The sequence below is a fragment of the Vibrio sp. B1-2 genome, assembly GCF_963888445.1.
In the GTDB taxonomy this organism is placed as follows: domain Bacteria; phylum Pseudomonadota; class Gammaproteobacteria; order Enterobacterales; family Vibrionaceae; genus Vibrio; species Vibrio anguillarum.
Genome location: NZ_CAWPJH010000040.1, coordinates 20395 through 46062 on the forward strand (window position 1 = coordinate 20395; position 25668 = coordinate 46062).

Sequence of the window (25668 nt, forward strand, 5' to 3'; positions counted from 1 at the left end):
CTTAATTAAAGTCAATTTTTCTCGTCTGATGTGTGCACTTGTTTTGATTTTTTATACATATAAAGTTAAAAATCTGTTCTGTGTAGCAAAAATTGTTACATCAATTGTATTAGAATGTTGCGAGCCGTATAGTGGCACTGAAAATTTTGGTGAACACCTTATAAATAAAAGGCTAGAAACTGTATTTTAGTATTGCATTCTGTCTTTGTTGTTAACGGAATTGTTACATTTAACTGCGCGATATCGGGCTTTTTATGTTAAAATAATGTTAACTTTTGTGGGTTTTACAACCAAAATTCATTTATAACTATAAATGCTCAATGGAGCTGAGTGAGCAAGCCCGTGAAAGAAAGAAAGTCAAGACCTGTTAATTTAGATTTACAGACCATTCACTTTCCGATCAGTGCGATTGCATCCATCCTACACCGAGTGTCTGGGGTGATGATGTTCGTTGCGGTCGGAATTTTGCTGTGGTTACTCTCCCTCTCGTTAAGTTCTCCGGTAGGTTTTATGGAAGCCAGCAACATTGTGAATGGCTTTTTCGCAAAATTTATTTTATGGGGAATTTTAACAGCGCTGTCTTACCACATTGCAGGTGGTATACGCCATTTGCTGATGGACCTGGGCCACTTTGAAGAGTTGGAGTCAGGGGCTATGAGTGCCAAAGTCGCCTTCATCGCAACAGCAGTGCTTTCAGTTTTAGCGGGAGTATTGGTATGGTAAAACATGTTTCTTCTTTTGGTCGTAACGGAGTGCATGATTATCTGCTGATCCGTGCTTCTGCGATCATTATGACTCTTTATACTATCTACCTAGTCAGCTTCTGTGCTTTCTCTGGTGATATCTCCTATGTTTCATGGACACAGTTTTTTGGTGGAACCTTTACCAAAGTCTTCACAATGCTGGCGTTAGTCTCTGTCCTTATCCATGGTTGGATCGGTTTATGGCAAGTATTAACGGATTACATTAAGTGTTCTAAATTGCGTGGTGGCCTGCAATTGGTCGTTATCGCAGTACTCTTTGGATACTTCTTCTCTGGCTTATTTGTATTGTGGGGTGCGTAAGTGACTATTCCAGTTCGTGAATTTGATGCCGTAGTGATCGGCGCTGGTGGTGCTGGCATGCGTGCAGCACTGCAAATTTCAGAGCAAGGTTTATCCTGTGCTCTGCTTTCTAAAGTTTTTCCAACACGTTCTCACACGGTTTCGGCTCAAGGTGGTATTACCGTTGCGTTAGGCAACGCGCATGAGGACCACTGGGAACAACATATGTATGACACGGTGAAGGGCTCCGACTATATCGGTGACCAAGATGCTATCGAGTACATGTGTAAGAATGGTCCAGAGTCGGTGATTGAACTAGAGAAAATGGGTTTGCCTTTTTCTCGTTTTGACAATGGCACCATTTATCAGCGCCCATTTGGTGGGCAATCCAAAAACTTTGGCGGTGAACAAGCGGCTCGAACCGCTGCTGCCGCTGACCGTACTGGTCACGCACTACTTCATACCTTGTATCAACAAAACATTAAATATAAGACCACTATTTTCTCTGAGTGGTACGCACTTGATTTAGTGAAAAATGAAGAGGGTGCAGTACTTGGCTGTACCGCCTTGTGTATGGAAACAGGCGAAGTTTGTTATTTCAAATCTAAAGCCACAGTATTAGCGACTGGCGGAGCTGGCCGTATCTATGCTTCAACCACCAACGCACACATCAATACGGGTGATGGCGTGGGCATGGCTATCCGCGCTGGCGTCCCGATGCAAGATATCGAAATGTGGCAATTCCACCCAACAGGGATTGCTGGTGCTGGCGTTCTTGTGACGGAAGGGTGTCGTGGTGAAGGTGGTTATCTTTTAAATAAAGATGGCGAACGTTTCATGGAACGTTATGCACCAAACGCGAAGGATTTGGCTGGTCGCGATGTAGTAGCCCGCTCAATGATGATTGAGATCCGTGAAGGTCGTGGTTGCGATGGTCCATGGGGTCCACACATCAAGCTTAAACTGGATCACCTTGGCAAAGAAACTCTGGAATCTCGTCTGCCGGGCGTATGTGAGTTGTCACGTACGTTTGCTCATGTCGATCCAGTTAAAGAACCGATTCCAGTGATCCCAACCTGCCACTACATGATGGGAGGAGTACCGACTCAAGTTTCAGGTCAGGCGATTAAGCAAGATGCTAAAGGCGCTGATGTGGAAGTTCAAGGTTTGTTTGCGTGTGGTGAAATTGCATCAGTATCGGTGCATGGCGCGAACCGTTTGGGTGGTAACTCTCTACTGGATTTAGTGGTCTTTGGCCGAGCAACAGGCTTGCATTTGGGCGAAACGTTGAAAAAGCAAGCGGACGCAAAACCGGCCACAGAAGCGGACATTGAAAAATCGCTAGAACGTTACAACCGCTGGGAAAACAGTACAGGTGGTGAAGATCCCGCGCAAATTCGTAAAGATCTGCAACGTTGTATGCAAAATAACTTCTCGGTGTTCCGTGAAGGTGAAGCGATGGCTAAAGGTCTTGAAGAGCTTAAAGTGATTCGTGAACGTTTGAAGAACGCACATCTTTCAGACAAGTCAACCGAGTTCAACACTCAACGGATCGAGTGTTTAGAGCTGGAAAACTTGATGGAAACAGCATTTGCTACCGCGGTTGCTGCAAATTATCGTACCGAAAGCCGTGGAGCCCACGCTCGCTTTGACTATCCTGAACGCGATGATGCTAATTGGTTATGCCATTCAATTTACAACCCTGAGACTGAAAGCATGTCGAAGCGTAGCGTAAATATGGAACCAATTTATCGTGAAGCGTTTCCGCCTAAAGCGCGCACATACTAAGGAGAAGGCACTATTATGAAATTGAAATTCTCTTTGTATCGCTATAATCCGGATGTCGATCAAAAGCCTTACATGAAGGATTATCTGCTTGAAGTCGAAGAGGGCTCTGACATGATGTTGTTGGATGCACTCATTTTGCTGAAAGAGCAAGATCCCACCATTGCTTTTCGTCGCTCGTGCCGTGAAGGGGTGTGTGGATCTGACGGTTTGAACATGAACGGTAAAAATGGATTAGCGTGTATCACTCCATTATCCGCGCTTTTGGCCAAAGGCACGATCGTTATTCGACCTCTGCCTGGGCTACCAGTCGTCCGTGATTTAATTGTCGATATGGCCCAGTTTTATGAAAATTACGAGAAGGTTAAACCTTATCTTGTGACTGACGGAAACTTGCCTCCAGCTCGTGAGAACTTGCAATCACCAGAAGAGCGAGCGCATTTAGACGGTTTATATGAGTGCATTATGTGCGCTTGCTGCACAACTTCATGCCCTTCTTTCTGGTGGAACCCGGATAAATTTATCGGCCCAGCAGGTTTGTTGGCGGCTTATCGTTGGCTAATTGACAGCCGAGATACCGCAACAGATGAACGTTTATCTAATCTTGATGATGCTTTTAGCGTTTTTCGTTGCCATGGCATCATGAATTGTGTAAGTGTTTGTCCTAAGGGATTAAATCCGACGAAAGCCATTGGACATATCAAATCAATGCTTGTGAACCGTTCGGTTTAAAATGAATAAAAATTGCAGGTCTTCGGACCTGCCTTTTATAGCTCGGCATAGACCGAAGCAAACGTGAAAACTACTGGTTAAGGGAAAATATGCACAACGGCGTGATGAAGGCATGGCTCGAGTCTTCACACTTGGCTGGCGCCAATGCAACTTACGTAGAGGACCTCTACGAACTGTATCTAAGTGATCCTGATCTGGTAAGTGAGGAGTGGAAACGTGTTTTTGATGGCTTGCCTGCGCAAGCTGACAATGTGGTTGAACAGCCACATTCACGTGTCCGTGACTACTTCCGACGACTCGCGAAAGAAACAAAGCATTACAATGTCCAAGTTAGTGATCCAGATGTCGATGCTAAGCAAGTAAGAGTCTTGCAGCTGATTAATGCTTACCGTTTTCGCGGTCATGAAGCGGCTCAACTCGACCCCCTAGGTTTATGGCAACGCCCATTAGTGGCAGAATTAGACCCAGCGTTCCACAATCTTAACGAAGGTGACTTCGAAGAAACTTTCAATGTCGGCTCTTTTGCTATCGGGCAAGAGACAATGAAATTGAAAGACATTTATCAAGCCCTCAACAAAACCTATTGCGGTTCCATCGGTGCAGAATACATGCACATTATCGACACTGAACAAAAGCGTTGGATACAACAACGTCTTGAATCAGTCGTTGGACAACCTTCTTTCAGCAAAGAAGAAAAACGAATTTTCCTCGAAGAATTGACAGCCGCAGAAGGCCTTGAGCGTTATTTAGGCGCGAAATTCCCTGGTGCGAAACGCTTTTCTTTAGAAGGTGGCGACGCACTCATCCCAATGATGAAAGAGTTGATCCGTCATGCTGGTAGCACAGGTATGCGTGAAGTTGTGATTGGTATGGCGCACCGTGGTCGTCTTAACATGCTCGTCAACGTCTTAGGTAAAAAACCTCAAGATCTGTTCGACGAGTTTGCGGGTAAGCATGGTGAAAGCTGGGGAACGGGTGATGTTAAATATCACCAAGGTTTCTCTGCTGACTTTGCGACACCCGGCGGTGATGTGCATCTAGCCTTAGCATTTAACCCTTCGCATCTTGAAATTGTTAACCCAGTCGTGATTGGTTCAGTTCGTGCTCGACAAGATCGATTGGGAGATGAAGACGGTTCGACAGTGCTACCTATTTCGATTCATGGTGACTCTGCTATCGCTGGCCAAGGTGTCGTTGCCGAGACATTTAACATGTCTCAAGCGCGTGGTTATTGCGTGGGAGGGACGGTACGTATTGTTATTAACAACCAAGTTGGTTTTACCACGTCAAACCCTCGTGATACACGCTCGACTATGTATTGTACTGACATCGCTAAGATGGTTCAGGCACCCATTTTTCACGTCAATTCTGATGATCCAGAAGCAGTTGCTTTCGTCACCCGCATTGCACTCGATTATCGTAATGAATTTAAGCGTGATGTCGTCATTGATCTGGTTTGTTATCGCCGTCACGGCCATAACGAAGCCGACGAGCCAAACGCAACTCAACCGCTGATGTATCAAAAGATCAAAAAGCATCCTACACCGCGTAAGCTTTATACCGATGTTTTGATAGAGCGTGGTGAGTTTGATATCGAGATTGCCACACAGTTAGTCAACGAATATCGTGATGCTCTGGATCATGGTGAAGTCGTGGTGAAAGAGTGGCGTCCAATGGCACTGCATTCTGTTGATTGGTCACCGTATATTGGCCATGAATGGGATATGCCATGGAATAATAAAGTTGACCTTGAGCGTTTAAAAGAGCTGGGTAACCGAATTTGTCAGTATCCAGAAAGCCATAAACTGCAAAGTCGTGTGGATAAAATCTATACCGACCGACAAGCGATGGTTAATGGAGAGAAGCTTCTCGATTGGGGTATGGCTGAAACGCTGGCTTATGCAACCTTAGTTGATGATGGAAAGCGAATCCGCATTTCGGGGCAAGACTCTGGGCGTGGAACCTTCTTCCACCGTCACTCGGTATTGCATAACCAAAGTGACGCAAGTACCTATATTCCATTGGCGAATATCCATGATAAACAGGGTCCTTTTGAAGTATTGGATTCGGTTTTGTCGGAAGAAGCAGTGCTAGCTTTTGAATATGGCTACGCGACAGCGGAGCCGAGTGGTTTGACGATTTGGGAAGCTCAGTTTGGTGATTTCGCCAATGGAGCTCAAGTTGTGATTGACCAGTTCATCTCTTCCGGTGAACAAAAATGGGCGCGTTTGTGTGGTTTAACCATGCTGCTACCTCATGGTTATGAAGGACAAGGCCCGGAACACTCATCAGCACGCCTAGAGCGTTATTTGCAACTGTGTGCCGAACAAAACATGCAAGTGGTGGTTCCCTCTACGCCAGCGCAGGTATACCACATGCTGCGTCGTCAGGTTGTTCGTCCAATGCGTCGACCATTGATCGTTATGTCACCAAAATCGTTGCTGCGTCATCCGCTATGTACATCAACGCTTGAAGATTTAGCCGAAGGTTCATTCTTACCAGCAATTGGTGAAATTGATAACCTTGATGCAGCTAAAGTGAAACGTGTGGTGTTCTGTTCAGGTAAAGTTTACTACGACTTACTTGAGCAACGTCGTAACAACGAACAAGATGATGTTGCGATCGTCCGTATTGAACAGCTATATCCATTCCCGAAAGAAGAAGTGGAAGCGGTTATCGCTCAATACACTAATGTTGTTGACTATGTATGGTGCCAAGAAGAGCCTCAAAACCAAGGTGCTTGGTACAGTAGTCAACACAACTTCCGTTCTGCCATTCCAGTCGGTGCTGATCTGAAATACGCAGGTCGCCCTGCATCAGCATCACCAGCCGTTGGTTATATGTCGGTACACTTGAAACAACAAAAAGCGTTGGTTGAAGACGCTCTGACCCTAGCTTAACGAACTAGAAGTAAAAGGAAGACACAGATTATGACAATTGAAATTCTGGTTCCAGATCTACCTGAATCAGTGGCTGATGCAACAGTCGCGACATGGCATAAAAAGCCAGGTGAAGCCGTCGCTCGTGATGAAGTACTCGTTGAGATTGAAACTGATAAAGTAATTCTTGAAGTGCCAGCGCCTGAGGCGGGTGTTCTCGAAGCCATTATCGAGCAAGAAGGTGCGACGGTGCTTTCAAAACAGTTATTGGCGAAATTGAAACCCGGTGCCGTTGCAGGTGAACCGACGAAAGATACCACCAACGATACAGAGCCGTCTCCTGATAAACGCCACAAAGCCACGCTGACAGACGAAACGAATGATGCGCTTAGCCCTGCGGTACGCCGTTTACTCGCCGAGCATGGTTTGGAAGCCAGCCAAGTGAAAGGCTCTGGTGTGGGTGGGCGTATCACGCGTGAAGATATTGATGCTCATCTAGCGAACGCAAAATCAGCGTCAGCAGTTGTTTCAAGTCAACCTGAGCCTGTCGTTGCGATGGCGCGCAGTGAAAAACGTGTCCCGATGACGCGTTTGCGTAAACGTGTTGCGGAGCGTCTGCTTGAGGCAAAAAATAGCACGGCGATGTTGACGACGTTTAATGAAGTTAACATGAAGCCTATCATGGATCTTCGTAAGCAATATCAAGGTCTGTTTGAAGAGAAACACGGTATTCGTTTAGGCTTTATGTCTTTCTACGTGAAAGCGGTAACAGAAGCGTTAAAACGTTACCCAGAAGTGAATGCATCTATTGATGGCCAAGATATTGTGTATCACAGCTATTTTGATATTAGCATGGCAGTTTCAACGCCTCGTGGCTTAGTGACTCCGGTTCTTAAAGATTGCGATACGCTAAGCCTTGCCGAAATTGAGAAGGGCATCAAAGAGCTTGCACTCAAAGGAAGAGATGGCAAATTGACGGTTGAAGAACTGACTGGCGGTAATTTCACGATTACGAATGGCGGTGTGTTTGGATCGTTAATGTCAACACCGATCATCAATCCGCCACAAGCGGCCATATTGGGCATGCACAAAATCCAAGACCGCCCAATGGCTGTGGATGGCAAAGTAGAAATTTTACCAATGATGTACCTAGCACTTTCTTACGACCACCGTTTGGTGGATGGCCGTGAGTCAGTTGGTTTCCTTGTGACAGTAAAAGAGCTACTTGAAGATCCAGCACGTCTGCTACTGGACGTGTAACCTCACTGAACGTTGTTCAGTGAATTTAAGGCTAGGCAGGCTCACGTCTAGCCTTCATTTAAGCAAAAGGCTACAAGCTATCCTCTTGGATAAATTGCAGCCGCTTAATTTGAGAAGCACCCTACAGATATATGGCGCAGCATAGCTGCCGCTTTATGGAAATAATAAATCCCTTAAGGGATAAACAAACGGAAGAACATAATGAATTTGCATGAATATCAAGCCAAACAGCTGTTTGCAGAATTCGGTTTGCCTGTACCGGAAGGTTATGCCTGTGATACTCCACAAGAAGCTTTTGAAGCGGCGGGTCGGATTAGTACAGCGAAGAAAGTTGTTAAGTGTCAAGTGCATGCAGGTGGTCGCGGTAAAGCGGGTGGCGTTGAGTTGCACGACACTAAAGATGGTGTCAAAGAGTTTGCTCAAAAATGGTTAGGTAAAAATCTGGTTACTTATCAAACGGACGCAAATGGTCAGCCAGTATCAAAAATTTTGGTTGAAGAAGCTTCTAATATCGCGAATGAGCTTTACTTAGGCGCTGTTGTTGACCGTGCGACTCGTCGTGTCGTGTTCATGGCCTCAACAGAAGGCGGCGTGGAAATTGAAAAAGTAGCGGAGGAGACTCCGGAGCTGATTCATAAAGCCGCGATTGATCCTTTGGTTGGTCCGCAAGCCTACCAAGGCCGAGAACTTGCTTTCAAACTTGGCTTGGAAGGCGACCAAATTAAGCAATTTGTGAAGATCTTTCTAGGTCTTGGCGCTATGTTTACCCAGTATGATCTTGCATTGCTAGAAATCAACCCATTAGTTGTCACCGCTGAAGGGAACTTGTTGTGCCTTGATGGCAAGATCAACATCGACTCAAACGCACTTTATCGTCAACCTAAACTTCGCGAAATGCACGATCTCTCACAAGAAGATGAGCGCGAAGCTCATGCTGCTCAGTGGGAACTGAACTATGTTGCTCTTGATGGCAATGTTGGCTGCATGGTGAACGGTGCTGGTCTTGCAATGGGAACGATGGACATCGTTAACCTTCATGGCGGCAAACCTGCAAACTTCCTTGATGTTGGTGGTGGTGCAACCAAAGAGCGTGTTGCTGAAGCGTTCAAAATCATTTTGTCTGATGACAACGTGAAAGCCGTATTGGTGAATATTTTCGGCGGTATCGTACGTTGCGATATGATTGCAGAAGGCATTATCGGTGCGGTGAAAGAAGTTGGTGTAACGGTTCCCGTAGTCGTGCGTTTGGAAGGTACAAACGCGGAATTAGGACGCGGAGTACTCGCAAATTCTGGTCTTGATATCATTGCAGCTGAGTCGTTAACGGACGCAGCTCAGAAAGTTGTTGCTGCGGCGGAGGGTAAATAATGTCGGTACTTATTAATAAAGACACCAAAGTAATCTGCCAAGGTTTCACTGGTGGTCAGGGAACTTTCCACTCCGAACAGGCGATTGCCTACGGTACACAAATGGTCGGTGGGGTTTCTCCGGGTAAAGGTGGTCAAACTCACCTTGGTCTGCCTGTATTTAATACGGTGCGTGACGCAGTGAAAGCAACGGGTGCAACGGCAACCGTTATTTATGTACCTGCACCATTTTGTAAAGACGCTATTTTAGAAGCAATTGACGCTGGTATTGAACTTATTGTGACGATCACTGAAGGTATACCGACTACCGATATGATTGACGTAAAAGTGAAGCTCGAAGAGACTGGTGTGCGTATGATTGGCCCGAACTGTCCGGGTGTGATTACACCGGATGCGTGTAAGATCGGCATCATGCCAGGCCACATTCATAAGAAAGGAAAAGTGGGTATTGTTTCTCGTTCAGGAACGCTAACTTATGAAGCCGTTAAGCAAACAACAGATGAAGGCTTTGGTCAGTCAACGTGTGTTGGTATCGGCGGTGACCCAATCCCGGGCTCTAACTTCATTGATATCTTGAAACTATTCCAAGATGATCCTGAAACTGAAGCGATTGTGATGATTGGCGAGATCGGTGGTACAGCCGAAGAAGAAGCCGCGGCATTCATTAAAGAGAATGTCACGAAACCGGTTGTGTCTTATATTGCTGGTGTGACAGCGCCTCCGGGTAAACGGATGGGCCATGCTGGTGCTATCATTTCTGGTGGTAAAGGGACAGCTGATGAGAAATTTGCAGCGCTTGAAGCCGCGGGTGTGAAAACTGTCAAAAGCCTTGCTGATATCGGAAAAGCATTGCGTGAAGTGACGGGTTGGTAATCACGCCTTCCTCAGTTTGAAGACAAACCCCGAACCTTGTTTCGGGGTTTTTACTTTAGATTCAATAGGTTTTGATACTAGCGTTTTACAAGTTGACTGCACATAAACATCGTTGTAGCCGTCACGACAACCGAAGGGCCTGCAGGTGTGTCAAAATGCCACGAGAGGATTAGCCCGCCCAGCACAGCTAAAGCGCCGACCAAAGAAGCTAATATTGCCATCTGCTCTGGGGTTTTTGTGAGTCGCCTAGCGGTCGCCGCGGGAATAATCAGCAGCGATGTCATAATCAGAGCACCAACAAATTTCATTCCTAGTGCAATCACCACCCCAATTAATAGCATTAGCAGCAAACGCATTAAATCAACGTTGATGCCCTCAACAAACGCAAGTTCTTCGTTCACTGTAGTTGAAAGTAATGGCCGCCAAAAAAGAAATAGCAGTGCACTTACTGCAATCGCTCCCCCCCAAATGAAGGCTAAATCAGTAAAACTTACCGCCAATAAATCGCCAAAGAGATAGCTCATTAAATCGATGCGAACGTTATCAAGGAAGCTTACTGCAATGAGACCAATGGATAACGAGCTATGAGCGAGAATGCCGAGCAAAGTGTCTGTCGCCACAAGCTGCTGTTTCTGCATAGTAACCAAAATGATTGCAAGCCCAAGACAGCAAACGAGCAACGCAAGATAAAGGTTGATATCAAGCAAAAAGCCTAGCGCCAATCCCATCAGCGAGGCGTGTGCGAGGGTATCGCCAAAATAAGCCATTTTTCGCCAAACCACGAATGACCCAAGGGGACCTGCGATAACGGCAATACCAAGGCCTGCTAATATTGATGGAAGAAGAAATTCAATCATGATGGTGACCGTGTGAATGATTTGAACAGCAAGTTGCATCTCCTTTCACAGGTTGGCCTGCTAAGTCGTGATGATGCTGATGTTTGTGATGGTAAAAAGCTAAGGCTTCGCGATTGCGCGTACCAAATAATGCGATATAGCTTGGGTGTTGAGTAATCGTTGCCGGTGAACCGAAACAGCAAACATGGTGATGAAGACAGATAACATCATCCGTTTTTGCCATCACCAGATGCAAATCGTGAGAGACCATGAAGACACCACAGCCGAAACGATGTCGTATGGCATCGATAAGATCATACAGATCAATTTGCCCTTGCACGTCAACACCTTGAGCTGGTTCATCAAGAATTAGAATATCTGGGCGCTGTAGCAATGCACGGGCGATAAGAATCCGTTGTGTTTCACCACCGGACAGCTTATGCATATCATAATCAAGAAGATGCTCGGCCCCGACTAGCCTGAGTGCGTCTAGCAACTCTTGCTGACTAAAACGTCCGGCTAAACTTAAAAATCGTTTAACGGGGAGTGGTAACGCGTCATTAAGTTTTAACTTTTGAGGAACATAACCAATTTTAAGGTTTTTTACGCGCGTCATCGTTCCGCTATGGACGGGCTGTAGCCCGAGCAATACTTTAACGAGCGTCGACTTGCCCGCACCATTAGGACCTATCAGTGTGGTAATCTTCCCTTTTTCTAGGTTGATACTGACATTGTCCAAAACACGGCGGTTGTTGAATTCGACACAAATGCCTTGCAGCTGAATTAAGTTGGACATGAATGGAACTTATTTGCAATTCGGAAGTGTTATAATGTAACATTTCGTTCCCTTTAACGCTATATACCGAATGGAAAAACCATCATGTTGCGTCAGATTATGCTCCTTCTTTGCTTAATAACATTATCGCCTTTGGCGTGGTCTACGGTCATTTTGACCAGCATTAAGCCGATTCAGATGATTACATATGAATTGACTCTCGATGTGAATGAACCAGAAGTACTACTGGGGGCAAATACCTCACCGCATGACTATGCGTTGCGCCCTTCTGATGTTAAAAAAATCAGAGCGGCGGATTTAGTGATTTGGTATGGAAAAGACCTTGAGCCATTCTTAAGTAAGACATTAGCGAGTCACCACAACGTTTTGACCATCAGCCAAATTGATGGCCTGACACTGAGAGAGCTCAGTGGCGAACAACACGATCATGATGGGCATCACCATGGTATGTATGACCCACATTTTTGGCTTGGAACCGATCAAGCCAAGCAAGTGGCAGCGGCGATTACCGCAAGTTTAGTGAAAAGTGATAGCGCTAATGCCGAGCAGTATAAAGTAAACTTAGTCCGCTTTTTGGCTCAATTAGACTCGACTCATCAAGCAATCATGCAGAAGATGAGCAAAATTAGTGATAAAGGATATTATGTTTTTCATGATGCATACGGTTATTTTGAACAGCAATATCATTTGAATAACCTCGGCCATTTTACCGTTAGTCCTGATAGAAAACCGGGGGCTAAAACGCTCATCACCATTAAAAATTCCATTATTAATAATGAAGCAAAGTGTGTCTTTTCAGAACCTCAGTTTACCCCGGCGGTGATTGATACTGTGACTCGTGGCACTAAGGTTAAAACGGGAGTACTTGATCCATTAGGCGCAGATATCAAAGTGAAAAGTGGCAGCTATTTTGAGCTGTTAAATCAGCTGAGCAACAACTTTTACACTTGTTTGTCTCAATAGATGTACGCTGTATTGTATGTTGTACGATCTGCACTGAAATCTAGGATAAAGATTCACAGATTGTCGCTTTCTTAGCTTCAAAAAGCCTTATCTTTGGTTAGAATGTTTTGATAATTATCGCCACGAAAAAACAGTTTGCAATTTGGCGTGCTATTGATTGAGGCTCTGTCTGTTGAAAGGAAAGAACGACTATTTTAAACCTTTGCTCTGGATCTTGGGTTTTCTGACGCTTTTATTAGCGCAGGGGACACAAGCTCTAGACAAAGCACCTTCCATCTTCTATCCATTGCCAGCTCAGGCTCAAGGGAAAATTTTTGCCGCACAAAATTTGTTTTTAGGTGAAGAAGGGGGAATTTGGATACACGATGTGCATGGCAAAGTGGTTTTCTTTGATGGACAAAACATCCTTCCCCGGCGTGGCTCAGTGCTTTCACAAGAGAGCGAAAATATTACCTATCTTAATAACGCTTTTTGGACGTTCATTGATAATGAACTTTATCGAACTTATCCCGCACAAGATCGCGAATTAGTATTTAGCTTAACGCCTGGAATCATCATAAAAAAAATAGGTTCGTCAGGTAATTTCATCTGGTTAGCCGATGAGACGCACTTTTATACATACCATGCGCAAACCCACAAGTTAGTTACTTATTCTTTTAAAGAAATGTATCAATTAAATCAAGCTAGTCGATTAATCGTTAATGATGCGAAGTTTGTGCTTTCTAAATGGGTATTAGCCACTAATGCTGGAGTCTATCTGTCAGATGGAGAGAGTTTTTCTCACGTGCTCAGCTCTGGTAAAAACTTCATTGAGAAACTCTATTTTTCCGAGAAACGTAGAGAACTTGTGATTGGAACGCTCAATGGTGGGCTGATTATTGATGTCGAAGACCCAAAGCGCCAACAAAAGTTGGTTGGAGATTCCCATGTATTATCTGTTGCTGAGACAGATCAAGAGTATTGGATTGGTACTGAAGATGGATTATTTGTTCATTCGTTTTTGACAGGTAAAACCGTCAAGTTAGAAAGTAATGACCAAGATAATAATGGGTTACCAGGCAATAAAATTTATTCATTGGTCAATGACCTACAAGGTGGGATTTGGATCGCAACGGATAAAGGTGTTCGTTACTTTTCTCTGTTTGGACAAAAATTTAAGCGCCATTCCATTGCACAGCTCAACAATAATCCCATAACAAAAATTGTGACAAGGTCAGATAATAAAGGCTATTTGTTTTTAACTCGACAAGGGTTGTACCAAGTCGATGCTGAAGATTGGCAAGAGCCTAAACTTATTTTCCCTGGAGAAGTGCATGATGTCGCTCAAATAGATGATCATTCTCTATGGATAGCTACACATACAGGCATTGTTATTTATCACTTGCAGACAAAAAAGATGATAGAAACGAGCATGTTACCTCTTAAGCTGCGTTCGAATGATACTAAACACCTTGAATTTGATCATGAAGGACTATTATGGGGAGCAACAGGTAACCATTTGTGGTCATATCGGTTGGCCGATAACTCGCTCACCGATTTCGGTTCGGTATGGTTTGTTGATGCATTTTTGCCTGCAAAAATAATAAAACTTAAGTCAACTCGGCGAGGGGTATTTATCGGCACTGACCATGGTGTTTATCTTTTTGACAAAGGCAAAATTGTTTTTCTCCGAGCGACTAGTCATTATGGACAAAGCATTGATATATTTGAGAGTAGCAAGGGTGATGTTTGGTTTGCTAGTGCTTATGGCGTCTTTGTTTTGGCACATGATCGTAGTGATATTCGATCTATTGATATGGTTGAAGAGAATATTAGCCCCAAATGTTTAACTGAAACGGGCAACGGTATTTGGCTGACTTCCTCACAAGGAATCTCGCTCTACAATCCTATGGGTGAGGTGGTAAAGCATTTTGGTGATCCACACGGATTGATGAATAATGAATTTAAAAGTGGAGTTTGCGAATCAAGTATTATCAATAACCAACAGCAGTTGCTGCTAGGTTCCCGTTTCGGCTTAGTGACAGCATGGTCCTCTGAACTCACGGTTGCTACCCCTCCTAATACCAATATTATCTTTAGCCAAGTGAATGTCGATCACATTCCTGTCATGTTCGGTCGTGGTCGTTTTCAGACACTAGAATTGGAATATGGAAGTTCGATAAGCTTTTTATTTGGTGCATTGCCAGAATCGAGAGCCTTATCATTGGAGTATCGTATTGCAGGGGATAAGGAGTGGCAGAGATTAGAAAGCGCTCAGTTGACACTTGATCACCTGTTACCTGGACACTATCGTTTGCTGGTGAGAAATTACAGTCCAAATCCGCAAAACAGTATGATAAACAGTCTATCATTTATTGTGGATAACCCGTGGTATTGGTCTTCATGGGCTATTGTTCTTTACCTTTGCCTTTCTATAGGCCTTATTGCTTTTGCTTCATGGTGGCGTTCTCGTTGGGTTACCAAAGTAAACCGAAAGTTAAAAGCTCAGGTGGCCTTGAAAACGGATCAACTACGGCATCAAAGCAAAATTGTTTTGACTAATAACCAGCAGTTGCGCAAGCAATTACAAATTCGCCATATCGTTGTTGAACAGATGTTAGATTCTATTACTCCTACATTAAATCAGCTGATTTATCGCTCCCAACTCCATCAACTCGCGCGACTTGAGTCTTTAGCTTTAAAAGTAAAACGTGAACTGGCGTTACTTCGTAACGTAAGAAATGATAAAACAGCGACTCAGTTGCTCTACGACCTATCGATAATCTTGAACTCTTGTGTGGACGGATGGCGTGAAGAGTTCGCGAAAGCGAATATTTCGTTGGCGGTGAACAATGAGCTTAAACAAGCTTATATTGAATCTGCCCATTTTAACCTAGACATCATTTTCAATACGCTACTGTCTGATGCGGTAAAACGTCTTTACAGAAATCAAGAGCTACAAATTCATTGTTATGAAAGGGAGAAAAGACTGTTTATTGTGATGATTGACTGTGGCGATCAGGTGCAATCCATCAATAGCGATAAGCGTATCTCTGGTTTTGAACTAGAGGAGATGCAACTGTTAGTACAGCGCAGTGGTGGGGAAATACATATTTTTTCATCGCCAGAACGAAATTTAGTTGAGCTTTCTTGGCCATCAGTTGAGCTTGTGAGTGATGCACCTGAAATGATCGTCGTAGAGGAGCATTCAGAGGACAAGTTTATTGATGTAACGGAAAAAGAGTGGCTTAAAAAAGTAGAAAAATTGGTACACAATTACTATTCAGATCCTGAATTTAGTACCTCTAGTGCGGCTAAATCACTCTTCGTATCGGAGCGTAGTTTGCAGCGTCGTTTTAAAGCGATCACCAATAAAACATTCAAAGAGTATCTAAATGAGATCCGCTTAGAGAAAGCGTGCCAATATTTGCTCGCAGGAGGAAAAGTCGCCCAAGTCGCTTTTGATTGTGGGTTTAATGATCCGTCTTATTTCAGCCAAAGATTTAAACATCACTTCGGTTTATCGCCAACCCAATTTGTTGATGATAACGAGTAATACCGCCCCTGATAAATAGTGATAACTTTCCCACTTGAAGCTGCAGCGATGTTAGCGACATTCAGTCACCCTAATCATAAAGCTTATTCAGGTGTGTGGAGATGAACTCACTTTCCGCCGACCTGCAATCAAGCTGTATCTCCCTTCTTGATTAGATTGGCTGCTGTGTTAGCTACGCATATTTGTCTATGCTTGCGTAGATACACTCATTAATACTCAAGGTCGTAATATCAATTTATTTTGGGAATAGCACTTACTCAATAAACAGGCTGGGTCGGTGATTGTGTTGCGGTAAAGATGAGATGAGTAGAAAAAAAAAGATCGTGGTATAGCCGGGGGGACTATACCACGGGTGTCAATGACACCTTCGCTTGCTGCCGGAGTGATACGAGTAACACCCGTACCACCTCTGGAATTTGTATCTAAGGAGTAATTCCTTTCGATGGATTTACTATATGGCAAAGGACTTATTTCATTTATAAAATTAACGACAACCTAGTATAAGAAAAACGACAAAATATATAATTAACCATAACATATTGATTTTAATGGTTTATTTTTATTTTATCTGTTTTTGTTTATTTTTTTTATGTTGAGCTAATTTGTGCCTGATAATTTTTTAACGTTTTTAACGTCAGTTTATTTACCGAAAACAACGTGATGGATTTATGCAATCTTTGATTTCACGCAATAAAATAGAGGGTTAGCGCGTGTATTATTCGCCTGTTAATAAAAATATTTCTCATTACCACTACCATTGAGAGCAAGATAGATGAAATTATCTCAATTAAATGAAGGGGATAGCGCGAGCATTGTCGCGTTCAATCAACTTCCAAATGACATTCGTAAAAAATTGATGGTGATGGGCTTGCTGCCTCTAACTACTGTTACGTTAATCAGAAGAGCTCCTATGGGAGATCCACTTCAACTTGAAGTGAGAGGCGTCTCTTTAGCGGTACGTGAAAATATAGCCGCTTGTATTGAAGTGGAGAGAGCGTAGTGCGATATCAAATTCTAACCGTTGGTAACCCTAATAGTGGCAAAACAACGTTATTTAATGGGCTGACTGGTTCTAAGCAACAAGTCGGTAACTGGGCTGGTGTTACAGTTGAGAAAAAAACGGGTCGCTACACTCATTCTGGAGATGAATTCATACTAACGGATTTGCCGGGCATCTACGCACTTGACAGCGGGAATGACAGTAACAGCATTGACGAATCCATTGCCTCTAGAGCGGTTCTTACACATCCTGCTGATTTAATCATTAACGTTGTGGACGTGACGTGTTTGGAGCGCAGTCTCTATATGACGCTTCAATTGAGAGAGCTCGGGCGTCCAATGATTGTGGTTTTGAATAAAATGGACGCTTTAAAAAGAGAGCGTCAAAGCCTAGACATTCAACAACTTGAGAAAGTTCTAGGTTGCCCCGTTTTTATGCTTTCTGCTACCAGTAAAGAGCAGGTGAGTCGATTCAAAGAAAAGCTGCATAAAGTACTGCTGCAAGGCGTAGCTCTTAAAGAACTGCTATTGGATTACGGCAGTGCATTTGAACAATCGATCGGAAAATTAGCCACTATTTTTCAACATAAGCAAGTGGCACCTCGCGCATTGGCTATTCGTGCTTTAGAAAATGATCTTTTGGTGATTAATGGATTACCAGAAGTGCAGCGTGAGCTTATCCAGAAAGAGCAATTGCAAAGTGGTTTGGATATCGATCTGCATGTCGCTGATACCAAATACACATTTTTGCATGAACAGTGCCAGCAGATCCGCAAAACCGAAGGGAAACTAAGCCACAGTTTTACACAAAAAGCAGATAAGCTGATTTTAAATAAATGGGTGGGTGTACCGTTTTTCTTTGTGGTTATGTACTTAATGTTTATGTTCTCGATCAATATTGGGAGCGCTTTCATTGATTTCTTCGACATTGGCGTCGGGGCGTTATTGGTTGATGGCGGGCACTACTTACTGGATGATCATTTGCCTATTTGGCTAGTGACATTATTAGCAGATGGCCTTGGCGGAGGTATTCAAACCGTCGCCACATTTATCCCAGTTATCGCTTGTTTGTACTTATTTTTAGCTGTACTCGAAAGTTCTGGCTATATGTCTCGCGCGGCTTTTGTTTTAGATAAAGTGATGCAGAAGATAGGCCTACCGGGTAAAGCGTTTGTTCCGCTTGTTTTAGGATTTGGTTGTAACGTTCCCGCGATTATGGCGACCCGAACTCTAGATCAAGAACGTGAACGTAAATTAGCGGCATCGATGGCACCCTTTATGTCATGTGGTGCACGTTTGCCCGTGTATGCGCTATTTGCTGCGGCGTTTTTCCCTGAAAGCGGTCAAAATGTAGTTTTTGCTCTTTATTTGTTGGGCATTTTGGCCGCAGTGTTCACTGGTTTGGTTTTGAAGCATACGCTCTATCCGGGTTCAAGCGACAGCCTAGTGATGGAGATGCCAGATTACGAGATCCCAACGCTACAAAACATCATGATCAAAACATGGCAGAAATTAAAACGTTTTGTTCTCGGTGCAGGGAAAACGATTGTCATCGTCGTTATGATCTTAAGCTTCCTCAATTCAGTTGGTACTGATGGCAGCTTTGGTAATGAAGATAGTGACAACTCAGTGTTATCAAAAGTGGCTCAAGTGGTTACGCCGGTATTTGCTCCTATTGGTATCAATCAAGATAACTGGCCAGCGACAGTGGGTATCATCACGGGTATTTTTGCAAAAGAAGCGGTAGTCGGAACATTAAACAATTTATATACCTCTGCTGAAGGTGATGAAAGTGAATATGACCTAATGGCGAGCCTACAAGAAGCGGTTATGTCTATTCCAGAAAACCTAACGGGATTAAGCTTCTCTGATCCGCTCGGTATCGAAGTCGGAGACTTGACAGACAGTAGCGCAGTGGCTGAAGAGCAAGCCGTAGATGCCTCAATCTTTGGTAATTTGAAACAGCACTTTGTCACTGGTCATGCCGCATTTGCCTACCTTATCTTCATTTTGCTTTACACGCCTTGTGTTGCAGCCATGGGGGCTTATGTTCGTGAGTTTGGTGCGAATTACGCTCGTTTTATCGCAGTATGGACGATGGGGCTTGCGTATGGTGGCGCCGCGCTTTATTACCAAGCGACAAGGATCACCGAAACCCCTGTCGAAAGTTTAACGTGGATTATTGCCATTGTTATGGCGAGTTTGTTGACCTTTAAAATGCTTAAGCGAAAAGGACTCCAGCAGAAAACGGTGCTTGAGGTACAAGTGGCATGATATTAAATGAGTTAAAGCGCTACATTGAAGAGAATGGGATCGTTAGCCGCTCGGCGATTGCGAAAAAGTTTTCGCTCAGTGAGGACGGCGTTGACGCTATGTTAGCCGTGTGGATAAGAAAAGGTGTGTTGTCGCGCACTATCGATACCAACAAGGCTCACCACGTAACAAGAGTGCGTTATGGGCTTAACCGAAATAACGGGCTGTCTTTGACTGTCGTACTTTAGTCATAATTGATGCTAGGCATTCTGTCTGGTAAACGAAAGCCGCTGATGTCAGCGGCTTTCAAACTTTTACCTAATATATGGTGTGAGAGACGACGTTTATCCTTTTCTAAAAATAGAACTCAGTGATAGAACATTTTGGATTCTGGTTAAGATCGCTTGCTGTTCTTGTTCGGCTCTCACTATCCCTTGAGTATTGCCCCAGATAGGCCCAGGCCATGCTATGTCATTTTTAAATCGAGCAACATGGTGAATATGGAGCTGAGGAACCATGTTACCCAGCGCACCTAAATTGAGTTTATCTGGACAAAACGTGGCTTCAAGAGCTTGGCTAACGGCTTGAGATTCGCATAAAAATTGTTGCTGTTCCTGCATTGGTAGATGATGCAGCTCTTTCAAATTGGCACGTTTAGGCACCAGAATAATCCAAGGTACGGCATTATCTTTATGGAGTAAGGCTAAGCAAAGAGGAAATTCACCAATGACGGAAGTGTCTTTGGCCAGTTGCGGGTGGAGTTCAAAATTCATGTCAATCTCACTTGCACGGATGTTATCACCGATAAAAGAAAAGGCTGACCATGGTCAACCCTTTCATTCACTCATAGCTGTCGTTACATACGTTCTAATGTATCAATACCGAGTAGCGACAGACCTTGCTTGATGGTTTTTGCTGTCAACGCAGCCAGTTTTAGGCGGCTTTGTTTCACACTTTCATCTTCAGCGACTAAGATTGGGCATGCTTCATAGAAGCTAGAGAATTGGCCAGCTAATTCAAATAGGTAGCTACACATAATGTGAGGTTGGCCTTCGCGGGCAACAGCTTGTACCGCTTCTTCAAACTGCAGAAGTTTCGCAATCAAAGCTTTTTCTTTCTCTTGTGTGACTTTAATTTCACCCGTCAGGTTATCCATCGATACGCCTGCTTTAGCAAAAATTGACGCAACACGTGTGTAGGCATACTGCATGTAAGGTGCAGTGTTACCTTCAAATGCCAACATGTTGTCCCAGTCAAACACGTAATCGGTAGTACGGTGCTTAGAAAGATCAGCGTATTTCACTGCGGCCATCGCGACAGTATTGGCAATGTTGGCTTTTTCTGCGGCGTCTAAATCAGGGTTTTTGGACTCAATTAATTTAGCGGCACGCTCTTGCGCTTCATCGAGAAGATCGGCCAGACGAACAGTACCGCCAGCACGAGTTTTGAACGGGCGGCCATCTTTGCCTAGCATCATACCAAAGGCGTGGTGCTCAAGAGTCACTTCGTCAGGTACATAGCCCGCTTTGCGGACAATCGTCCATGCTTGCATTAGGTGCTGATGTTGACGCGAGTCGATAAAGTACAGCACACGGTCCGCACCCAAGGTTTCATAACGGTATTTTGCACACGCGATATCGGTTGTGGTGTATAAGAAGCCGCCATCACGTTTTTGGATGATAACGCCCATCGGCTCGCCATCTTTATTTTTGTATTCTTCAAGAAAAACGACTTGTGCGCCATCATCTTCTTGCGCCAAACCTTTTTCTTTTAAATCGGCTACGATGCCGGGCAACATGTCGTTGTACATGCTTTCGCCCATCACATCATCGCGCGTCAACGAAACATTCAAACGATCATAGTTACGCTGGTTTTGGATCATGGTGATGTCCACCAATTTTTTCCACATTTGAGCGCAGAATTCGTCACCGCTTTGTAGTTTGACCACATAATTTCGTGCTTTAGCAGCAAACACTTCATCTTCGTCGTAGAGTTTTTTTGACTCACGATAGAAAGCTTCAAGATCGGAAAGTTCCATTGAAACTTCGTTACCAGATTCTTGTTGCACACGTTCAAGGTTGGCTATCAACATACCAAATTGCGTGCCCCAGTCACCGATGTGGTTGGCGCGGATCACTTTATGGCCTAAAAATTCCAAGGTACGTACAACGGCGTCACCAATGATGGTTGAGCGTAAGTGGCCTACATGCATCTCTTTGGCAACGTTAGGCGCTGAGTAGTCTGCGACGATCGTCTTCTGCGCTTCTTTGGTTACACCAAGGTGCTCATCTGCTAGGGCGATATCCGCTTGTTTAGCAAGAAACGCTTCACTGAGGAAAATGTTGATAAAACCTGGGCCTGCAATTTCCGTTTTGCTCGCAATGCCATCGAGGTCCAGAACATCCAATACTTTTTGAGCAAATTCTCGCGGGTTGGTACCCAGTTGCTTAGCTACGCCCATAATGCCATTGGCTTGATAGTCACCAAATTGCGCTTTAGCCGATTGGCGAACAGCAGCAGGACTGCCAGCTGGTGCGCCTGCGGCTTCAAGAGCCTGAGATACTTTGTCATTAATCAGTGCTTGGATATTCACACGCGTTTCCTTTAATTCTTGGAATTGCAAAGGTATGCATTTTATTCACCATTTAGTGCCAATACATATCTTAATTTTGTTCATCATTTGGCGCACATAATACCAATTTTATTGAGGCGCTTATAGGGACTAAATTAGGAAATTTTCTACTTTTCGAAGAGTTGTTGGTACTATTAGACGATAATCATCATTTTGGACCATTTAAATGCTTGAACCATTGAAGAATGCAGCGCTTCATCCTGAACAGCTTAAGCAGGATTTAGATAAATTTATGCATAAAATTCAAGAATTAACCAAAATTTTGCATATTGATTTATCCACAAATCAAGCTGACCACATTGCACTGCGCATTAATGATCGTAAATTAGCGTCATTAGCACATGCGGCATGGCTGGAGGAAGGACGAGAAATATCGAGTGCTCAGATAAATGGCCGTCCTATCATTGTGATTGAATTTTCGGTGCCGCTATCGGCTTATGGTTGGTCAATAGAATGTTTGGAATTGCCTTACCCTGCCGAGGGAAAAATTTACCCAGAGCAGAGCTGGGAGCATGTGGAATTTGTGGTGCCATCTGAGGCACAAACCGCGCAAGCCTATTTGCAGGATATACTGTCGGTTTTCCCACAATTAAAAGAATGCTGGACAACATTAGACACTCAAGGTGTTCAAGTTAAATTGTCCAGTCCAAAAGGGGAAGGAGAGCGATTACATAACCCGACGGTTGCATTTAAGTGGCAAGGCGTGTGCATTAAACTGCATCCCCACTCTTTAAAAAAGATCGTAAAATCAGAGCAAAGATAAATTGCTCTGATGGCGATGAAGTACGGTTATCCTAAGTTATAGCTTTTAGGCCGAAGCTGGAACGCTTCAATTGAGCCAATTTCTTGCCCTAAACTGAGTTTCTGAACCGTTTGATGTGCGTTTCCTTGGCTGTGCATGATCAGTCGATTGGCGGTCCTTGGTTTTAGCTCATTGACCACAAAGCGGATCATATCACTGCGACTGAGTGATTTCAGTTCACTCAACACCTGCTCTCTTTGATCAAAGCCGGCATCTTTATTGCCGATAGCAACCCAAAGTCTTTGCGCACGGCTGCGAAGGGTGGGGTCGGGCGTTGAAATTTGATTCCATAAACCGCGCTTACTGCTGTGCCACTGGTATTCGTTGAGCTCCAGCAACACCATGTAAAAAGCATTTAAAAATTCATCTACAGCGCTAATCAGCTCATAAGGGGCAGCATTCGGTGACTGGACGTAGAGTACGATGCCTGGGTGACGGTTTAATGGCATGTTGCCCGTTCCGACCATATAACCAAGTTGCTGCTTAGTACGAATTTCATGAAAAAATGTAGCGGACATCAAGTGATTAGCTAATGAATATAAGGCGATGCTGCGCGGTGCGACATCATTGCACTGATAATAGACCACCACAGCAGAATCTTCTTGATCGCAGTGAACCTCTTTTTGAAAAGTCCCACTCTCTCCGAGCATGACGAGTGGTCTTAATGATTCCTCGTACTGTTGATCTTTGACTCGTAATGCATTTTTAAGCGTATCTGCCATCGCTTGTGCATCACTTCTTAACCAGTCGCCATAGACAAACATCTCAACATGAAGTTGCGCTAATATTTGTTCAACGAAATCACTGAGCTCATCGACTTCTATCTGTTTTAAGGCACCAAGTAGCGTTTCATAAGGAGGGTTGTTGGGTTGTAAAATACCCGTCATTGCATTGAAAAGCTGCGAAATTGGACGATCTTTAGTGGTATTTTGCCAGTTACGAAGCAGTTGTTGCTTGATGGTGTTAAAGCGTTTTAGGCTAAAATCACGTTTAGCAAAGCGTGCGAGAATCATCTCCATTAACTGTGGTTGTTTTTCGCTAAAACCAGAAAGCATCAGGGTGACGCCGCCTTGATGAGCGTACATGTTGTAACTCATCCCAGCAATTTCTGCTTGATAAGTTTCCGTGGCCAGCGAGTCTAAAAACATTTCCACACAGAGACGTGTTTTAACAATATTTCGAGCAGTGGCTACCGAGATGGGGCTATCAATCGCGATGTAAATTACCCCTTTAGGCACTCTAAATTCATGGTCTTGTAGATGCCATAAACGAAAGCCTGGTAACTCTTCAATGATTTCCGGGTGTAAAGGCGTTGAAGGCTCTAACGGTTTTGGGTCTAAGTCGTAACAGATAAAAGGATTGAGTGGCGGTAAGTTTGTTTCAATGTCGCAAGGGGTTGCGAATGTTGCAAGTTGTGACGCCGATAATGGAGTAATTGAATAGGGTGTAAAATACCATTTCGCTTTCTTATCGTAATACCCATCTTTAGCAATTAACGTGGCACGTAGGTTTTCAGGAGTCAAATAATGAAGAGCTTGCTTAAGTAGCGATTCGTTGTAGCCCGCCATCATATAATCGCCATAGATAGTGTCTTGCGGCTGATAGTGCTGCATATTAACCACTAAATGGCTGACCATGTCTAATGGCCTTGTCGTTTCTTGAAAGCGAAAAGCCGATTCAAGCACCGCTCTTTTCTCAAGGTAACGCCATTCGTTCAGCCCCTGCTCTGCGATTAATTTAATCTGAGTAAAGAGTGACTGGATGATGTTATCGACCTGTTTTACGCCTTCATGTGTCAGGCTAAAACTTATCGAAAACTCACGATAATTGCTGCCACTCGCGCCGCCTCCAGCCGATAAGGACGTGATCCAACCTTTCTCTTTTAATGCCAGCATTAAACTGCCTTCACCTTCGTAACCGATGAGATGGGCGAAATAAGAGAGAGGTTTGACATGATAAAAGTCATCCGCGCTTGGGGCTGGGAAGCTTAAAATCAGTTTGCGGATCTCTTTTCGTGGCTCGATTTGAATCAAGACGCCTCGGTGCGCGTCTAAAACAAAAGGCACCTCTATTTTTTTCGGGCCGAGCTGTTTATTTGGGATGGAGGAAAATTCATCTCTTGCCCACTGCTCTAACTCATCAAGTGTCTGTGGGCCTGCTAGCGAGAGCGTCATCAAATCAGCCGAGTAATTTTCATGGTGAAAACGGACAATTTCTTCACGGATAGAGACACCATTTCTATCACACAGCGTTTCTAAATTACCCACTGAAAATTTAGCAAACGGGTGTTGCGGATTGATGGTTTCTTTTTGAACCTGATAGAGCCTTCTCGAATCATCATTCTGTTTGAGTTTAAATTCAGAATCCACCGCTTGGCGTTCTTTATCTAGGGCTTCTTCATTAAACAAGGGGGCACAAAAGAATTGGCTGAATCGGTCCAAGGCTTTTTCAAAATGATTTGGGCTTACATCAAAGAAAAAACAGGTGTGCTCTGTACCAGTCCATGCGTTATTGCTGCCACCATGTTGATTAATAAAACTTTGAAACTCACCAATTTTCGGGTACTTTTCTGTGCCTAAAAACAGCATGTGTTCCAGATAGTGGGCAAGACCTTCTCTGTCTTCAGGGTCATCAAAATGCCCCACATTAATCGCTAAAGCAGCGGCTGACTTTTGTGCATCATCCGCTTGAATAAGTAATGTTCTCAGACCATTAGTTAACGTAATGTAGCGGTATTGGTTGGTGTCGTTAGGGCTTAAATGCACAGTGACTCTCCACAGAAAAGGCTTTTTTAATTATGGCGTTGAAACGGTTAGGTGCAAATTTCAAGCAATGATTTTATGAGCGAAGTGCCATTTTAGTCCTTCAGGAGACTTTTTAATAGACTGTTAACAGTGTCGAAGTCTTTGCTTG

The 25668-nt window shown here is 44.0% G+C and carries 19 protein-coding genes; 14 read left to right on the top strand and 5 right to left on the bottom strand.

Translation table 11 applies throughout. The features are described 5' to 3' along the window. Positions 1–330: 330 nt before the first annotated feature. The 8 genes from sdhC (at position 331) to sucD (ending at position 9939) form a co-directional block, all read left to right on the top strand. Positions 331–723, top strand: coding sequence for a succinate dehydrogenase cytochrome b556 subunit (sdhC, locus tag AACQ75_RS11685; protein WP_010318676.1), 393 nt, complete (start codon positions 331–333; stop codon positions 721–723). Continuing rightward, the gene (gene sdhD / locus AACQ75_RS11690; protein WP_010318675.1) at positions 717–1064 is read left to right on the top strand and encodes a succinate dehydrogenase, hydrophobic membrane anchor protein; all 348 of its coding nucleotides are present in this window, start codon (positions 717–719) and stop codon (positions 1062–1064) included. The genes sdhC and sdhD overlap by 7 nt, the downstream gene beginning before the upstream one ends. Further along, positions 1065–2831 (top strand): succinate dehydrogenase flavoprotein subunit, encoded by a 1767-nt coding sequence (gene sdhA, locus AACQ75_RS11695; RefSeq protein WP_013856347.1) that lies wholly within the window; start codon positions 1065–1067, stop codon positions 2829–2831. Between the two features lie 15 nt (positions 2832–2846). Beyond that, positions 2847–3560: a succinate dehydrogenase iron-sulfur subunit gene (locus AACQ75_RS11700; protein ID WP_013856348.1), complete on the top strand. Its 714-nt coding sequence runs from the start codon at positions 2847–2849 to the stop codon at positions 3558–3560. 89 nt (positions 3561–3649) lie between these two features. Next, positions 3650–6460 carry a 2-oxoglutarate dehydrogenase E1 component gene (gene sucA, locus AACQ75_RS11705; protein ID WP_170888699.1) on the top strand — a complete coding sequence of 937 codons (2811 nt, stop codon included), beginning with the start codon at positions 3650–3652 and terminating at the stop codon, positions 6458–6460. 30 nt (positions 6461–6490) lie between these two features. After that, positions 6491–7699, top strand: a complete 1209-nt coding sequence (odhB, locus tag AACQ75_RS11710) for a 2-oxoglutarate dehydrogenase complex dihydrolipoyllysine-residue succinyltransferase (protein ID WP_170888700.1) — start codon at positions 6491–6493, stop codon at positions 7697–7699. Positions 7700–7900: 201 nt separating this feature from the next. Beyond that, positions 7901–9067 carry an ADP-forming succinate--CoA ligase subunit beta gene (gene sucC, locus AACQ75_RS11715; protein ID WP_017045227.1) on the top strand — a complete coding sequence of 389 codons (1167 nt, stop codon included), beginning with the start codon at positions 7901–7903 and terminating at the stop codon, positions 9065–9067. Then, positions 9067–9939: a succinate--CoA ligase subunit alpha gene (sucD, locus tag AACQ75_RS11720; RefSeq protein WP_013856352.1), complete on the top strand. Its 873-nt coding sequence runs from the start codon at positions 9067–9069 to the stop codon at positions 9937–9939. Before sucC ends, sucD begins: the two co-directional genes overlap by 1 nt. A 77-nt stretch (positions 9940–10016) precedes the next feature. Here the strand turns inward: sucD and znuB are convergent, their stop codons facing one another. Next, complete coding sequence (znuB, locus tag AACQ75_RS11725; protein ID WP_013856353.1) at positions 10017–10796, bottom strand: zinc ABC transporter permease subunit ZnuB; 780 nt, start codon at positions 10794–10796, stop codon at positions 10017–10019. Then, complete coding sequence (gene znuC, locus AACQ75_RS11730; protein WP_013856354.1) at positions 10789–11571, bottom strand: zinc ABC transporter ATP-binding protein ZnuC; 783 nt, start codon at positions 11569–11571, stop codon at positions 10789–10791. The genes znuB and znuC overlap by 8 nt, the downstream gene beginning before the upstream one ends. 84 nt (positions 11572–11655) lie before the next feature. Here znuC and znuA point away from each other — a divergent pair, with 84 nt between their 5' ends. The 5 genes from znuA (at position 11656) to AACQ75_RS11755 (ending at position 19569) form a co-directional block, all read left to right on the top strand. Next, positions 11656–12534 carry a zinc ABC transporter substrate-binding protein ZnuA gene (gene znuA, locus AACQ75_RS11735; RefSeq protein ID WP_017048516.1) on the top strand — a complete coding sequence of 293 codons (879 nt, stop codon included), beginning with the start codon at positions 11656–11658 and terminating at the stop codon, positions 12532–12534. A gap of 172 nt (positions 12535–12706) precedes the next feature. Next, positions 12707–16069: an AraC family transcriptional regulator gene (locus AACQ75_RS11740; protein ID WP_170888701.1), complete on the top strand. Its 3363-nt coding sequence runs from the start codon at positions 12707–12709 to the stop codon at positions 16067–16069. Positions 16070–16841: 772 nt separating this feature from the next. Next, the gene (locus tag AACQ75_RS11745) at positions 16842–17069 is read left to right on the top strand and encodes a FeoA family protein (protein WP_013856356.1); all 228 of its coding nucleotides are present in this window, start codon (positions 16842–16844) and stop codon (positions 17067–17069) included. After that, the gene (gene feoB / locus AACQ75_RS11750) at positions 17069–19342 is read left to right on the top strand and encodes a Fe(2+) transporter permease subunit FeoB (protein ID WP_094163674.1); all 2274 of its coding nucleotides are present in this window, start codon (positions 17069–17071) and stop codon (positions 19340–19342) included. Before AACQ75_RS11745 ends, feoB begins: the two co-directional genes overlap by 1 nt. After that, positions 19339–19569: a FeoC-like transcriptional regulator gene (locus tag AACQ75_RS11755; protein WP_010318896.1), complete on the top strand. Its 231-nt coding sequence runs from the start codon at positions 19339–19341 to the stop codon at positions 19567–19569. Before feoB ends, AACQ75_RS11755 begins: the two co-directional genes overlap by 4 nt. Before the next feature lie 96 nt (positions 19570–19665). Here the strand turns inward: AACQ75_RS11755 and AACQ75_RS11760 are convergent, their stop codons facing one another. Continuing rightward, positions 19666–20094 (bottom strand): HIT family protein, encoded by a 429-nt coding sequence (locus AACQ75_RS11760; protein WP_013856359.1) that lies wholly within the window; start codon positions 20092–20094, stop codon positions 19666–19668. Positions 20095–20177: 83 nt separating this feature from the next. After that, the gene (gene argS / locus AACQ75_RS11765) at positions 20178–21914 is read right to left on the bottom strand and encodes an arginine--tRNA ligase (RefSeq protein ID WP_026028268.1); all 1737 of its coding nucleotides are present in this window, start codon (positions 21912–21914) and stop codon (positions 20178–20180) included. Positions 21915–22119: 205 nt separating this feature from the next. On the opposite strand from argS, the gene AACQ75_RS11770 reads away from it, so the two are divergent. Next, positions 22120–22716 (top strand): VOC family protein, encoded by a 597-nt coding sequence (locus AACQ75_RS11770; RefSeq protein ID WP_170888702.1) that lies wholly within the window; start codon positions 22120–22122, stop codon positions 22714–22716. Between the two features lie 26 nt (positions 22717–22742). On the opposite strand, the gene AACQ75_RS11775 is transcribed toward AACQ75_RS11770, so the two are convergent. Then, a complete protein-coding gene (locus tag AACQ75_RS11775; protein WP_170888703.1) occupies positions 22743–25520 on the bottom strand; it encodes an insulinase family protein in 2778 nt (925 codons plus the stop codon). Positions 25521–25668: the final 148 nt, after the last annotated feature.